Here is a 13,964-nt window from a genome sequence, read left to right on the forward strand (position 1 = left end):
ACCGTCCCCCGGAGCGGCGCGCAGGGTGCGAGGACTGGTCACGAGGTCACCTGCCGGTGGTCTGGGAAGTGGGGGAGCCGCCGGGGATGCGCGCGGACGCGCCGCCGGCCGGCTTCGTGGCGGGCGCTGTGGTGGGGACGGTGGCAGGAGCCGTCGTGGCGGGCCTGCTCGGCGGCGCCTGGGTACGCACGGGTGCCGGGGACGGCGCGGCCCCGGCCTCGGTGGGATCGCCGCGCACGGTGCCGTCCGGGTTCAGGAAGGCGGGGTTGCCGCCGGGCACCATGCCCAGCTCGCGGGCGGCGCCGGTCGAGCGCGTCGGGCGCCTTGTACCGGTCCACGTCCTGCTGGAGCGCCTGCTCCTCGTCGGTGTACGTGGTGGTGTCCTTCTGCAGCCGGTTCAGCTCGAAGGAGTCCTGGTTGACGGCGCCGTTCAGCAGGAGCAGCGAGATGAGGCCGCCGGCCAGCAGCGTCACCACCAGCAGCACGAAGGGAGCGCGGGCCGCCGTGGCCGACCGGGCCGGGCTCACAGCGCCTCCTCGCGGATCCGTTCGGCACCGCGCAGCCGGGCCGGGGCGGCGCGCTTGTTCTCCGCGATCTCCTGCTCGGTCGGCAGTTCCGCGCCGCGGGTGAGCAGCTTCAGCCGGGGCTGGTACTGCTCGGGCACCACGGGCAGGCCGGGCGGGGCGGTGTTGGCAGCGCCCGCCGCGAACGCCTGCTTGACGATGCGGTCCTCCAGCGACTGGTAGGACAGCACGGCGATCCGGCCGCCGACCGCGAGGGCGCCCAGCGCCGCGGGGATCGCGCCCTCGACCGCGGCGAGCTCGGCGTTGACCTCGATGCGCAGCGCCTGGAAGGTGCGCTTGGCGGGGTTGCCGCCGGTGCGCTTGGCCGCCTGCGGGAGCACCTCGCGGATGAGGTCGACCAGTCGCGCGCTGTTGGTGAACGGTTCCTTCACCCGCTGCTTGACGACCGCGTCGACGATCTTCCGCGCGTACTTCTCCTCGCCGTAGGTGCGCAGGATCCGCACCAGGTCGCCCGGCGGGTAGGTGTTGAGCACCTCGGCGGCGCTGATGCCGGTCGTCTGGTCCATCCGCATGTCGAGCGGCGCGTCCTGCGCGTACGCGAAGCCCCGGTCCGCCTCGTCGAGCTGCATGGACGAGACACCGAGGTCGAACAGCACGCCCTGGACCCTGGGGATGCCGAGCCGGTCGAGGACGTCCGCCAGCTCGTCGTAGACCGCGTGCACCAGCGTGGCCCGGTCGCCGAACGGCGCCAGGCGCTCGGCGGAGAGCTCGAGCGCGGCGGGGTCGCGGTCGATGGCGACCAGTCGGGCCGAGGGGAACGTCGTCAGCAGCGCCTCGCTGTGGCCGCCGAGCCCCAGCGTCGCGTCCACGACCACGGCGCCCGGCTCGGCCAGCGCGGGAGCCAGCAGGTCCAGACAGCGGCGCAGCATCACGGGCACGTGCTTCGCGGGGGCGGGACCGGTGGGCCCGGTGGTGGCGGAGGGCTCGGTGGTGGCGGAGGGCTCGGTGGTGGCGGAGGGCTCGGTGGTGGCGGGGTCCGCGGGGGCGCCATGCGGCTCGGACTGCGGGGCGGGGACGGCGCTCATGGGGCCCTTCTCGGTTCTTCGACTCTTCGACTTCTTCGACATATGGCCTGGTCCCCGCCCGCTCGGAAGGGAAGTGGCCCTCTGGCGCCGGGGAAGTAGTGCCAGTGGAGCCGGAGAGCGGGAGGAGGCCGAGCCATACGTACACCGTGGTGACGCTGCGAGTGGGGGCCGGGGTCACAGTAATCCGGTCGGAACCTCCTCCGACAGGGCCGAAAAGGTGTCTTCCTGCGCCGCCAGGTAGCGGTCCCAGGCCGTGGCGGACCACACCTCGACCCGGGTATTGGCGCCGATGACCGCACAGTCGCGGTCCAGCCCGGCGTACTCCCGCAGCGGCTGCGGGACGTGGATGCGGCCCTGTTTGTCGGGCACCTCGTCGGTGGCTCCGGCGAACAGCACCCGCATGTAGTCCCTCGCGGGCTTGGACGTCAGGGGCGCCCGGCGCAGTTCCTCGGTGACGGCCTGGAATCCGCGCAGCGGCCACACGTACAGGCAGCGCTCCTGGCCCTTGGTGATCACCAGACCCGGCGCGAGCTGCTCCCTGAACTTCGCGGGCAGGACCAGACGGCTCTTGTCGTCGAGTCGCGGCGCGTACGTTCCGAGGAACACCGAACCTCCCGCAGAGGACCCCATTTCGCGCCACTTTACTCCACTGCGCCCCACCGTCAACGCAATCGACGGCCCGCGCGCCTCGCCCGCCGGGAGGGGACCGGGCCCTGTGGGTTACCTCACACAGGATCCAATTGACCGACTTTTTCCCGCCTCTACAGCAGGTGGGAGCGGCTCCGGCCCTTTAACGTCATTCACATGTCGATATCCGCAGCGCAGCCATCCGGAGCCGGCGCCGAGCCCGCCTCCACAACCGACTCCGTCATCGACCGACTCGTGAGCGCCAACGAGCGCTACGCGGGCGCGTTCAGCGACCCCGGCATGGGGGCCCAGCCGGTCCTGGGCGTGGCCGTCGTCGCGTGCATGGACGCCCGCATCGATCTACACGCGGCGCTGGGCCTGCGCCTGGGCGACTGCCACACCATCCGCAACGCGGGCGGGGTCGTCACCGACGACACCATCCGCTCGCTCACCATCAGCCAGCGGGCCCTCGGGACCCGCTCGGTGGTCCTCATCCACCACACCGGCTGCGGCCTGCAGAGCATCACCGAGGACTTCAGGACCGAACTGGAGCACGAGGTCGGCCAGCGGCCGACCTGGGCGGTCGAGGCGTTCACCGACATCGACCAGGACGTGCGCCAGTCGATGACCCGGGTGCGTACGTCCCCCTTCCTGGCTCATCGGGACGATGTGCGCGGTTTTGTCTTCGACGTCCACACCGGCCTGCTGCGGGAAATCACAGCCCAGTAACGGCAGGCGAGTGACGCGGGGCGCCGTTCGAGGGAACAATGCATCGTGCGGCACCCCCTCACCCGTCAGGGCGTGTGGTGCACCGCATTCGGGGAGGAGCCGGTCCGTGGTTGGCCGCGCCCCTATGAACAGGCCGAGGAGAACCGGGTGACGACCTATGACGCGCGAGCAAGCCTCAGCGATCTGACCACGACGGCGGAGCGGGTGCGCCGGTCCGTGGAGAACGTGATCGAGGGCAAGCCCGAGGTCGTACGGCTCTCGCTGACCGTGATGCTGGCAGAGGGGCACCTCCTCATCGAGGATGTGCCAGGGGTCGGGAAGACGATGCTGGCCAAGGCGCTCGCGCGGTCCATCGACTGCTCGGTGCGGCGGATCCAGTTCACGCCCGACCTGCTGCCCTCCGACATCACCGGAGTGAGCGTCTTCGACCAGCAGCGGCGGGACTTCGAGTTCAAGCCGGGGGCGATCTTCGCGCAGATCGTGGTGGGCGACGAGATCAACCGGGCCTCGCCCAAGACGCAGTCGGCGCTGCTGGAGTCGATGGAGGAGCGCCAGGTCACCGTCGACGGGACCACGTACGAGCTGCCCAACCCGTTCATGGTCATCGCCACCCAGAACCCGGTGGAGATGGAGGGCACCTATCCGCTGCCCGAGGCGCAGCGCGACCGCTTCATGGCCCGGGTGTCGATCGGCTACCCGAGCCCCGAGGCCGAACTGCAGATGCTGGACGTGCACGGCGGCACACCGCCGCTGGACGACCTGCAGCCGGTCGCGCACGCCCACGAGATCGTGAAGCTGATCGAGGCGGTGCGGACGGTGCACGTGTCGGACCCAGTGCGCCGCTACGCCGTGGCGCTGGTCGGCGCCACCCGCCACCACGCGGACCTGCGGCTCGGCGCCTCGCCGCGCGCGACCCTGCACCTGGTGCGGGCGGCCCGCGCCTCGGCGGCGCTGGACGGACGCGACTTCGTCCTGCCGGACGACGTCCAGGCGCTCGCCCCCGCGGTCCTGGCGCACCGGCTGCTGCCGACCGCGCAGGCGCAGCTGAACCGGCGCACGCCGGAACAGGTCGTGGCGGAGATCCTGCAGCGCACGCCCGTCCCCGACCCCTCCGCTTCCGCGTCCGCGTCCGCACTGCAATGGCGGCAGGCGCAGAGCGCCCAGCCGCCCGGCGTCCGGGGCTTGTGATGTCCGCCGACCCGCAGGCCGCGGGAGGTTTCCGTACGGCGCTGTCGGGGCTGACCACGCGCGGACGGTCCTTCTTCGCGGCCGGGGTCGCGGCGGCGGTCTGCGCCTACGTGCTGGGCCAGCCCGACCTGCTGCGGGTCGGGCTGCTGCTGGCGGTGCTGCCGCTGGTCTGCGTCGCGGTGCTGTACCGCACCCGCTACCGGGTCGCGGGCAGCCGGCGGCTCGCGCCGTCACGGGTGCCCGCGATGTCCGAGGCGCGGGTGCACCTGCGCGTCGACAACGTCTCGCGCATCCCCACCGGCCTGCTGATGCTGCAGGACCGGGTGCCGTACGTGCTCGGGCCGCGGCCGCGCTTCGTGCTGGACCGGGTGGAGCCGGGCGGCCACCGCGAGGTGTCCTACCGGGTCCGCTCCGACCTACGCGGGCGCTATCCGCTGGGGCCGCTGCAGCTGCGGCTGACCGACCCCTTCGGTATGTGCGAGCTGACCCGGTCGTTCAGCGCGTTCGACACCCTGACCGTGGTGCCCCGGGTGGAGCCACTGCCCGCGGTCCGGCTCGCGGGCGAGGCGTCCGGCTACGGCGACAGCCGCACCCGCTCGCTGTCGCTGGCCGGCGAGGACGACGCGATCCCGCGCGGCTACCGGCACGGTGACGATCTGCGGCGGGTGCACTGGCGCTCCACCGCGAAGTACGGCGAGCTGATGGTGCGGCGCGAGGAGCAGCCGCACAAGGCCCGCTGCACCGTGCTGGTGGACACCCGGCGGCTCGCCTTCTACGGCGCGGGGCCCGATTCCGCCTTCGAATGGGCGGTGTCGGGAGCGGCGTCGGTCTCGACGCACATGCTGGAGCGCGGCTACTCGGTGCGGCTGCTGACCGACACCGGCAGCAGCGTCCCGGGTCCCGAGGGCGGTTTCGGCGGCGACTCCTCCGACACCGCGGGAGTACTGCTCGACACGCTCGCGGTGGTCGAGCACTCGGACGGCGCCGGCTTCTCGCGCGCCCACGACGTACTGCGGGTCGGCAGCGAGGGCTTGCTGGTGGCCTTCCTCGGGGATCTCGACGAGGAGCAGGCGACGATCGTCGGACGGATGCGCCGGCGGGCCGGCGGCGCGGTGGCGTTCGTCCTGGACAGCTCGGCCTGGGTGTCCCGCGACGCTGTGGATCCGTACCCGGACGTGTCGGCCGCCGGTTCGGGTTCCGCCGCCTCCGGTTCCGCTTCCGATCTCGCCGACGGTTCCGCCGCCGGCTCCGGTGGGAGCGGCGACGACCGGTCCGGGTCGAGCGCGGACACCGGTGTCCGGCGGGCCGTGCGCATGCTGCGCGAGGCCGGCTGGACGGTACTCCCGGTGCCACCGGGCGAGGGCCTGTCCTCGCTGTGGCAGCTCGCGGACCGGTTCCGCGCGCGCGAAGAGGCGGGAGCCGGCTCATGAGCGGACGCGCACGGCTGACGGTCTGCGCCGCGCTGGCGTCGATCATGGCTGCCTGTTCCCTGCTGCCGCTGGCCACCCCGACCGGCTGGATCCTGCAGGCGGCCTTCCTGGTCACGCTCCAGTCCTGCGTCGGTGCGCTGGCCCGGCGGGTACCGCTGGCCAGGCCACTGACCGTACTGGCGCAGGCCCTGGTCAGCCTGCTGATAGTGACCATGATGTTCGTCTCGAAGCAGGCCGTGGGCGGCATCCTGCCCGGCCCCAAGGCCTTCGCGGGGCTCGGCGACCGGCTCGGTGACGGCCTGCGGGACGTCAGCCAGTTCGCCATCCCCGCCCCGGTGACCCCGGGCATCCGGCTGCTGCTGGTCGCCGGCGTGCTGGTGATCGCGCTGGCCGTGGACGCGCTGGCGGTGACGTACGGCAGCGCCGCTCCGGCCGGGCTGCCGCTGCTCGCGCTGTACTCCGTCGCCTCCGGCCTCGCGGGCAGCGGCAGCCGCTGGCTGTGGTTCCTGATCGCGGCGGCCGGCTACCTGCTGCTGCTCCTCGCCGAGGGACGGGACCGGCTGTCGCGCTGGGGCCGGGTCTTCGGCGGCGGTCCCCCGTCCACCGGTTGGGCGGGCACCTCCTCGACCCGGTCCGAGGGCTCGGTCGTGGCACCGGTCCGCACCGGCCGCCGGATCGGGGCGATGGCCCTGGGCATCGCGCTGATCGCCCCCGCCCTGCTGCCCTCGCTGGGCAGCGGGCTGCTCGACCCGTCGGGCAACGGAACGGGCCCCGGCTTCGGCGGCGGCAGCTCCTCGTCGGTCAACCCGGTGGTGGCGCTGCAGGACAGCCTCAACCAGCCGACCAACCGCGAGGTCCTGTCGTACCGCACCAACGCGGCCGGCACGTCGGACATGTATCTGCGCATCGTCGCCCTCGACAGGTTCGACGGCACGCAATGGCGCTCCTCCGAGCGCCCGGTGACCGGTATCCCCGACGTGTTCCCGGTGCCCGCCGGGCTCGGCCCCGCGGTGAAGACGAACCAGATCGTCACCTCGGTCGCCGCGGACGGGAACTACGCGCAGAGCTGGCTGCCGCTCCCCTATCCCGTCCAGAAGCTCACGGTCGACGGCCGCTGGCGCTTCGACAAGGAGGGGCGCACGGTCGTCGGTGACCGCAAGCAGACGACCAAGGGCGTGAAGTACAAGGTCACCAGCCTGCTGGTGCAGCCGACGGCCTCCCAGCTGGCCAGCGCCCCCGAGCCGGCCACCGCGCTCAAGGAGGAGTACACCCAGGTCCCCGACAGCCTGCCGGAGGTGGTGGGCAGGACCGCGCTGGAGGTGACGCGCGGCGCGGCGAACCCGTACGAGCAGGCCGTGGACCTGCAGAAGTACTTCCACTCCGGGGACTTCCGGTACAGCACGCGGGTCCGGTCGGGCACCGGGGTCGAAGCGATCACCAACTTCCTCCGCGACAAGCAGGGGTTCTGCGTCCACTTCGCCTTCACCATGGCGGCCATGGCCCGCACCCTGCACATCCCGGCCCGCGTCGCGGTGGGCTTCGCGCCCGGCAGCGGTCCCCGGTCCGACGGCAGCGTGTCGGTGGGGCTCCAGGACGCGCACGCCTGGCCGGAGCTGTACTTCGAGGGCGTCGGCTGGACCCGCTTCGAGCCCACGCCGTCGCGCGGCACCGCCCCCAGCTACACGGCGGACCAGCTGCCGACCCCCGGTGGCGGGCCGGTCGTGCCGGAGCCCGACAAGTCGGTGGCACCGAGCGCCGGCGCCTCGGCCTCGGCGAGCTGCTCGGTCAAGGACAAGGCGCTGGGCGACTGCACGCCCCTCGGCCAGGACACCGGCGGCGGATCGGCCGACACCGGGATCAGCGCCGGCCGGCTGGTGGGCATCGCCCTGCTGGCGGTGCTGGTGATCGTGGTGCCGCTGGTCCCGATGCTGTGGCGCCGCCGTGAGCGGTCCCGGCGGCTGGGCGGCGGACAGGGCCTGGCGGAGGGCGCCAGGACGCTCGCGGCCTGGCGGGAGCTGGTCGACACCGCGTGGGACTACGGGATCCCGCCCGACGACTCCGAGACGCCGCGCCGGGCGACCGCCCGGCTGGTGCGGGAGGGCGAGCTCGACGAGGCGGCGGCGCGGGCCGCCGGACAGGTCGCGGCCGCCGTGGAGCAGGTGCTGTACTCGCCCCGGCCGCGGCCGGTGGCCGGGCTGGCGGCGGATGTGCGCCAGGTGCGCGACGGGCTGCACCGGTCGGCCGGGCGGCGCGGGCGGCTGCGCGCCGTTCTGCTGCCGCGTTCGGCCGCACGGGTGATCTGGCGGCTGTCGGAGCAGTGGTCGGTGACGACGCGGCGCTGGTCCGCGGCCGTCCGGCGGGCCTCAGACGCGGTCCGGCGGCCGTCACGACAGGCCTCCTAGGCGCGGGCGCGAGGGACGTCCGGTGCCGCGGGGCCGGGCATGACGAGGGGCGCGGAACCGGTACGGTTCCGCGCCCCTCGTCATACATCCGAAAACTGTTGAGACCCTCTTGCGAACACTCCGCCTCGGCGGCCGCTAGCTTTCCTGCCCATCCCTGCGGCGCTGCCAGCGTTCCTCGATCCGGTCCATGACCTTGCCCCTGCGACGGGGGTGAGCCCGACCCGCTGCTGCGGCGGGCTGCTGCTCACCGGGTTTGCCGGCCTTCCGCCAACCCGTGACCGCGAGCACGGCACAGGCCAGCATGACGAGGAATCCGACCACACTGATCCAGGGCTGCTGCTTGATCATTCCAGCCATCAGCAGCGCGATACCCACCAAGAAGCCCGCTACCGCTTGGTAGACACGCCGCCGGGTATAGGTGCGCAGCCCGCTTCCCTCAAGCGCCGACGCGAACTTGGGATCTTCGGCGTACAGCGCTCGCTCCATCTGCTCGAGCATGCGCTGCTCGTGCTCCGAGAGCGGCACGGCGTCCTCCTACTCGTCGGTCGCGGGGGCGACCGGTCCGACCCTTATTCAAGGATAGGCAGGGATTCGCCCCCGTGAAACCCGCCCCACTACGCCAATCCGACGGGGGCTTCATTCCCCGTCCGCCGTTACGTCATGCCAGCATACGGTCCTGAACGGCCGTCCGGGCGGCCTGTGACGGACTACTCCCGGCGCCGTGGCCGGCGAGGCCCGTCACCCGCGGTCGGCGAGTACGTGCAGTTGGGTGGCGATCGAGTGGAACGCGGGCTGCTCCGCGGCCGCCAGTTCCAGCTTGAGCAGCGCTTCCAGGGCGCCCGGCTCGGTGTCCACCAGCACACCGGGGACCAGGTCGGCGAAGACCCGGACGCCGTGCACCGCGCCGACCCGCAGGCCCGCGTCGGAGACCAGGCGGGTGAGCTGCTCGGCGGTGAAGCGGCGCGGGAGCGAGTCCCCGGCGCCCCACCGGCCGTCGGGGTCCCCTATGGCGTGCTGCGCCTCGGCGAAGTGGCCGGCGATGGCCCGGGCCAGCACGGCGCCGCCGCGGCCCGCGGCCAGCAGGCTCAGCGTCCCGGCCGGGCGCAGCGCGCCGACGGCGTTGCCCACGCCCTCCGCCGGGTCGTCGACGTACTCCAGGACGCCGTGGCAGAGCACGACGTCCTGGCTGCCGGGCTCGACGACGTCGAGCAGGCCGTGGGTGTCGCCCTGGACGCCGCGGACCCGGTCGGTCACCCCGGCTTCGGCGGCCCGGCGCTCCAGCGCGAAGAGCGCGTCCGGGCTCGGGTCCACGACGGTGACCCGGTGGCCGAGGCGCGCCACCGGCACCGCGAAGTTCCCGGTGCCGCCCCCGGTGTCGAGCACGTCGAGCGGCTCTCCGGCGTCACGGCCGCCGGCCTTGGCCTGCCGTTCGAGCGCCTCGCGCAGCACCTCCCAGACCACGGCGGTACGGAGGGACGCTCGGGGGCGGATCGGATCCACCACTCCTTCACGGGACATGGCGGGCGGCTCCTCGCGGACGACGGCTAGAACAGGCGCCTCCACTCTATCCACGCCCTCGCCGACCGCAGGTCAGTTGGCCTTCTGGTGGGGCAGGTCGGTTCGCAGTTCGGCGGGCAGGGTGGGCTGGAGCACCAGCATCCGCTCCACCAGGCGCAGGAACATGGCGGCGGCACGCAGCAGATCGTCCGCGTCCCGCCAGGAGGCGGCACCCTCTATGCCGGCTTCGGCGCGCGCCCGGCGGCGCGCGCCGTACTCGAACATGGCGCTCCACTCGCTGAGCTCCGGGGCGACTTCGGGCAGCACCTCCCAGGCGCTGCGTATCCGCTGCCGCCGCCTGTTGCCGGCTTCGGGACGGCCACGCACCGCCAGCACGGCCGCGGCTGTCCGCAGCGCGGCGAGGTGGGCGGTGGCGTAGCGCTCGTTGGGGGTTTCCAGGACGGCCGCCTCGTCAAGTCCGAGGTGGGCCTGGGTGAGCAGGTCGAGGGCGGCGGGCGGAGCCGCCGCACGGCGCAGCACGGGATGGATGTCGCTTACGTGAGCAGCCATGACGAGCCTCCTGTCTTCGTACGACCCATAGTGGGGCACACCACTGACAATCGGTCCTGACCTGCGGAATTGCTCTTAGCACAGACGTTCCCCTGCCCCGGCCGCAGGGTCGCAACCGCCATGCGGCATACTTCTTTTGTACTGACCAGTCAGTTCAAAGAGGAGGGTGACTCGTGATCACCGCGGAGGGGTACGGGCTACGAGGCCCGCGTGGGCGGGTCTTCGGGGACGTGTCGTTCAGCGCGCCCGCCGGCACGCTGATCGCCGTCGAGGGCCCGTCGGGCAATGGCCGCACCTGCCTGATGCTGGCGCTCACCGGACGCATGAAGGCCAACGAGGGCGGGGCGGAGGTCCACGGGCACCCCCTCCCCCGGCGCATGCCCGCCGTACGGCGGATCAGTGCCCTCGGCCCCGTCGACGGCATCTCCGCCCTCGAACCGGCCCTCACCGTCGCCGAGCACCTGCACGAGAGGGTGCTGCTGCAGCGCAGGTTCTTCTCCCGCGCCGCACGCGACCGCGCCGACGTGGCGGCGGCTCTCGCGGCCGCGGGGCTCGAACTCGACTCGCTGGTCAAGGGCGAGCGGACGGCCGTTCGCGACCTGGAACGGCTGGAGGCGCTGCGGCTCGGCGTCGCCCTCGCGCTGCTGGCGCGCCCCCGGGTGCTCGGGATCGACGACGTCGACCACAAGCTCGGCGACGCCGACCGCGAGCGGGCCTGGTCGATGCTGCGCTCGGTGGCCGACACGGGCGTCACCGTCCTCGGCGTCTGCACCGAGGCGCCCGCGGACGCGCTGGTGGTCCCCACCAGGCCCGCCCGCCCCACCGACACGACCGCCGAGCGGTCCGCCGACACGACCGCCGAGCCGTCCGCCGACGCGACCGAAGAGACCGAAGAGGGGGCCGTCGATGCGTACACCGAAGCTCGCCGCGCTTGAGCTGAAGAAGTTCGGCCGGGGCCGGCTGCCGCGCGCCGCCATGGCCGCGCTCCTGCTGCTGCCGCTGCTCTACGGCGCCCTGTACCTCTGGTCCTTCTGGGATCCGTACGGGCGGCTCGACAAGATCCCCGTCGCGCTGGTGAACGCCGACCGCGGCGCGACCGCCGGCGGCAAGAAGATCGCGGCGGGCGACGAACTCGCCGCCAAGCTGCACGACACGGCCACCTTCGACTGGCGGGAGACGGACTCCGCCGACGCCACGAAGGGCCTGGAGAACGGCTCCTACTACCTGACGCTCACCATCCCCGCCGACTTCAGCGAGCGGATCGCGTCCAGCTCCGGCAGCCACCCGGAGACCGGCGCCCTGCAGGTGCGCACCAACGACTCCAACAACTACATCGTCGGGCAGATCTCCCGCAGCGTGTTCTCCCAGGTCAGGGCGGCCACCTCGGCGGGTGCCTCACGCGGCTTCTACGACAATATCTTCGTGTCGTTCTCCGATCTGCACGACCAGACGCAGAAGGCGGCCAAGGGCGCGTCGGATCTCGCCGGCGGCGCGGGCACCGCCGAGCAGGGCTCGAAGGAGCTCGGCTCCGGCATCCGCAAGGCCGAGCAGGGGGCGGGTCGGCTCGCCGCCGGCCTCAAGGACGCGGAGAAGGGCAGCGGCGAACTCGCCACCGGCCTCGACACGCTCGACTCCGGCGCCGGCCAGGTCGCGACGGGCACCCAGCGGCTCGCGGACGCCGTGAACGGCGCCTCCGACAAGATCGCGTTCGTGAAGGCCCACACCCGCGAGATCGGCGAGGCCTCCCGGATCGTCGCCGACGGCTCCCAGGCGATCAAGGACCATCTGGACACGATCGCCGTGCTCGCGCCGGACGCGGCCAGGACGACGAGGACCGCCGCGAACCTCGTACGGCAGCAGTACACGAAGCAGTGCGCCGCCACCCCGACCACCGGCGACTGCGTCGCCCTCAAGCGCGCCGCCGACAAGACCGCCGAGGGCGCGGCACTGGCCGAGCGCCTCAACGCGCAGGTCGGCACCCCCGCCTCGTTCGACCGGCTCACCACCGACCTGGGCAAGCTGCACGGCTACGCCCAGGAGCTGGCCGCCGCCGCGCCCCACCTCTCCTCGGACATCGACGGCGCCGTCAAGAACCTCAACCGGCTCAACACGGGTGCCCACCAGGTCGCCGCCGGCGCCCACACGGCCGCCGGCGGCGCGCACACCCTCGACAAGGGAATCGGCAAGCTCTCCGACGGCGCCGACACCCTCAGCGGCGGCATGTACCAGCTCTCCACCGGCAGCAACCAGCTCACCACCGGCCTGACGAAGCTCTCCACCGGCAGCGGGCAGCTCGCCTCCGGCCTCCACGAGGGCGTCGACAAGATCCCGGACTACGACGCCGACGAGCGCGACGCGCGCACCGCCGTGATGGCCGACCCCGTACAGCTCGCCTCGAACTCGCTGCACCAGGCGTCCAACTACGGGGAGGGGCTCGCCCCGTACTTCATCCCGCTCTCCCTGTGGGTCGGCGCGATGGTCGGGTACATGCTCTTCCAGCCGCTGAACCGCCGGGCGCTCGCCGCCGGGGCCTCGTCCTGGCGGATAGCGCTGGCGGGCTGGCTGCCGGTGGCCGTGGTCGGGGTCGCGCAGGTGCTGGCGCTGATGTCGGTGCTGCACTGGGTGGTCGGGCTGCAGATGGCCCGCGCCGCCGGCACGATCGGCTTCCTGCTGCTGGCCGCCGCCTGTTTCGCCGCCATCATCCAGTTCCTGGGCGCCCGCTTCGGCCCGGCCGGACGCGTGCTCACCCTGGCGATGCTGATGCTGCAGCTGACCTCGGCGGGAGGCACCTACCCGGTGCAGACCAGCCCCGGATTCTTCGGCTTCCTGCACCCGCTGCTGCCCATGAGCTACGTCGTCGAGGGGCTCCGCCACCTGATCACCGGCGGCGGGCTCTGGCCGGTCTGGCGGGCCTGCCTGGTGCTCCTGGCCTTCACGGCCGCCGCGCTGGCGCTCACCACCCTGACCGCCCGGTCCAAGCAGGTGTGGACCGTGGACCGGCTGCATCCGGAGCTGACCCTGTGATCCGGGACCGCCCCGGGCAGGGACAATCGACGCCATGACCACCGCACGTCGTCAGGCCACGCGGCAGAAGCTCTACGAGGCCGCCGTCACACTCATCGCCGAGCAGGGCTTCTCCGCCACCACCGTGGAGGAGATCGCCGAGCGGGCCGGCGTCGCGAAGGGCACCGTCTACTACAACTTCGCCAGCAAGAACGAACTGTTCGAGCAGCTGCTGCGGCACGGCGTCGGACTGCTCACCGTCTCGCTGCGGGTCGCCGCGGACGAGGTGACCGCGCGCGGTGGCAGCCGGGTCGACGCGCTGGACGCGCAGATCCGGGCCGGGCTGGCGTTCATCGCCCGCTATCCGTCCTTCACCCAGCTGTACGTCGCCGAGCTGTGGCGGACCAACCGCGCCTGGCAGGACACGCTGATGATCGTCCGCCAGGAGGCGGTCGCGGTAGTGGAGAAGGTGCTGCGCGAGGCGGTCGACAACGGGGAGCTCAGCGACGAGATCGACGTGCCGCTCACCGCGTCCGCGCTCTTCGGGATGGTGCTGGTCGCCGCCCTGGACTGGCAGGCGTTCCAGTCGCACCGCAGCATCGACGACGTGCACTCCGCCCTGTCCCGGCTGCTGCAGGGCCGGGTCGGCGGCGACGCCCGGCGGAACTGAGTGAGCGCTGTTCCGGCACATCCCGATCCCCCGTCGGACCGTGCCGGAACAGCGCTACCCGTTCACCCCCGTTACGTACGGGCCGCCCCTGCTCCGCCGCCCCGTGTCGGCGGTACCGGCACCGCGCCCGTCCGTGGTCCCTACCTTCCCCCGAACGGGGGCGGCGGCCCATCCGCGCTCCTACTCAACTCTTCCTCTGAGTACAGGTACTCATCAGCGCACGGTTTCGTTCACGCGGA

At 72.7% G+C, this 13,964-nt stretch carries 12 protein-coding genes and 1 pseudogene; 7 read left to right on the forward strand and 6 right to left on the reverse strand.

The window, feature by feature from the left end; genetic code table 11:
* Positions 1 to 46: 46 nt before the first annotated feature.
* The 3 genes and pseudogenes from M2266_RS09430 to mraZ all read right to left on the reverse strand — a co-directional run bounded on the left by M2266_RS09430 (position 47) and on the right by mraZ (position 2,215).
* A pseudogene (locus M2266_RS09430) lies at positions 47 to 527 on the reverse strand (hypothetical protein).
* Positions 524 to 1,453: a 16S rRNA (cytosine(1402)-N(4))-methyltransferase RsmH gene (gene rsmH / locus M2266_RS09435; RefSeq protein WP_277441128.1), complete on the reverse strand. Its 930-nt coding sequence runs from the start codon at positions 1,451 to 1,453 to the stop codon at positions 524 to 526. Before rsmH ends, M2266_RS09430 begins: the two are co-directional and overlap by 4 nt.
* A gap of 330 nt (positions 1,454 to 1,783) precedes the next feature.
* Complete coding sequence (mraZ, locus tag M2266_RS09440; RefSeq protein ID WP_269272744.1) at positions 1,784 to 2,215, reverse strand: division/cell wall cluster transcriptional repressor MraZ; 432 nt, start codon at positions 2,213 to 2,215, stop codon at positions 1,784 to 1,786.
* Between the two features lie 198 nt (positions 2,216 to 2,413).
* On the opposite strand from mraZ, the gene M2266_RS09445 reads away from it, so the two are divergent.
* The 4 genes from M2266_RS09445 (at position 2,414) to M2266_RS09460 (ending at position 7,985) form a co-directional block, all read left to right on the forward strand.
* On the forward strand, positions 2,414 to 2,965 hold the full coding sequence (locus M2266_RS09445; protein ID WP_277437764.1) for a carbonic anhydrase: 552 nt from the start codon (positions 2,414 to 2,416) through the stop codon (positions 2,963 to 2,965).
* Between the two features lie 147 nt (positions 2,966 to 3,112).
* Positions 3,113 to 4,153, forward strand: a complete 1,041-nt coding sequence (locus tag M2266_RS09450) for a MoxR family ATPase (protein ID WP_277437765.1) — start codon at positions 3,113 to 3,115, stop codon at positions 4,151 to 4,153.
* The gene (locus M2266_RS09455) at positions 4,153 to 5,583 is read left to right on the forward strand and encodes a DUF58 domain-containing protein (protein ID WP_277437766.1); all 1,431 of its coding nucleotides are present in this window, start codon (positions 4,153 to 4,155) and stop codon (positions 5,581 to 5,583) included. Before M2266_RS09450 ends, M2266_RS09455 begins: the two co-directional genes overlap by 1 nt.
* Positions 5,580 to 7,985: a DUF3488 and transglutaminase-like domain-containing protein gene (locus M2266_RS09460; protein WP_277437767.1), complete on the forward strand. Its 2,406-nt coding sequence runs from the start codon at positions 5,580 to 5,582 to the stop codon at positions 7,983 to 7,985. The genes M2266_RS09455 and M2266_RS09460 overlap by 4 nt, the downstream gene beginning before the upstream one ends.
* 135 nt (positions 7,986 to 8,120) lie before the next feature.
* On the opposite strand, the gene M2266_RS09465 is transcribed toward M2266_RS09460, so the two are convergent.
* The 3 genes from M2266_RS09465 to M2266_RS09475 form a co-directional block, all read right to left on the reverse strand.
* A complete protein-coding gene (locus M2266_RS09465) occupies positions 8,121 to 8,510 on the reverse strand; it encodes a DUF3040 domain-containing protein (protein WP_277437768.1) in 390 nt (129 codons plus the stop codon).
* A 213-nt stretch (positions 8,511 to 8,723) separates the two neighbouring features.
* The gene (locus tag M2266_RS09470; RefSeq protein ID WP_277441129.1) at positions 8,724 to 9,488 is read right to left on the reverse strand and encodes a methyltransferase; all 765 of its coding nucleotides are present in this window, start codon (positions 9,486 to 9,488) and stop codon (positions 8,724 to 8,726) included.
* Between the two features lie 87 nt (positions 9,489 to 9,575).
* Positions 9,576 to 10,052 (reverse strand): SAV_6107 family HEPN domain-containing protein, encoded by a 477-nt coding sequence (locus M2266_RS09475; RefSeq protein WP_277437769.1) that lies wholly within the window; start codon positions 10,050 to 10,052, stop codon positions 9,576 to 9,578.
* A gap of 173 nt (positions 10,053 to 10,225) precedes the next feature.
* Between M2266_RS09475 and M2266_RS09480 the strand changes: the two genes are divergently transcribed.
* The 3 genes from M2266_RS09480 to M2266_RS09490 are packed head-to-tail and all read left to right on the forward strand — an operon-like array spanning position 10,226 to position 13,725.
* Positions 10,226 to 10,987, forward strand: coding sequence for an ATP-binding cassette domain-containing protein (locus M2266_RS09480; protein ID WP_277437770.1), 762 nt, complete (start codon positions 10,226 to 10,228; stop codon positions 10,985 to 10,987).
* Positions 10,959 to 13,076 (forward strand): YhgE/Pip domain-containing protein, encoded by a 2,118-nt coding sequence (locus M2266_RS09485; RefSeq protein ID WP_277437771.1) that lies wholly within the window; start codon positions 10,959 to 10,961, stop codon positions 13,074 to 13,076. Before M2266_RS09480 ends, M2266_RS09485 begins: the two co-directional genes overlap by 29 nt.
* A gap of 25 nt (positions 13,077 to 13,101) precedes the next feature.
* Complete coding sequence (locus M2266_RS09490) at positions 13,102 to 13,725, forward strand: TetR family transcriptional regulator (RefSeq protein WP_277441130.1); 624 nt, start codon at positions 13,102 to 13,104, stop codon at positions 13,723 to 13,725.
* Positions 13,726 to 13,964 lie beyond the last annotated feature (239 nt).

Origin of the sequence: Streptomyces sp. SPB162 (assembly GCF_029504575.1) — a bacterium.
GTDB lineage: Bacteria > Actinomycetota > Actinomycetes > Streptomycetales > Streptomycetaceae > Actinacidiphila.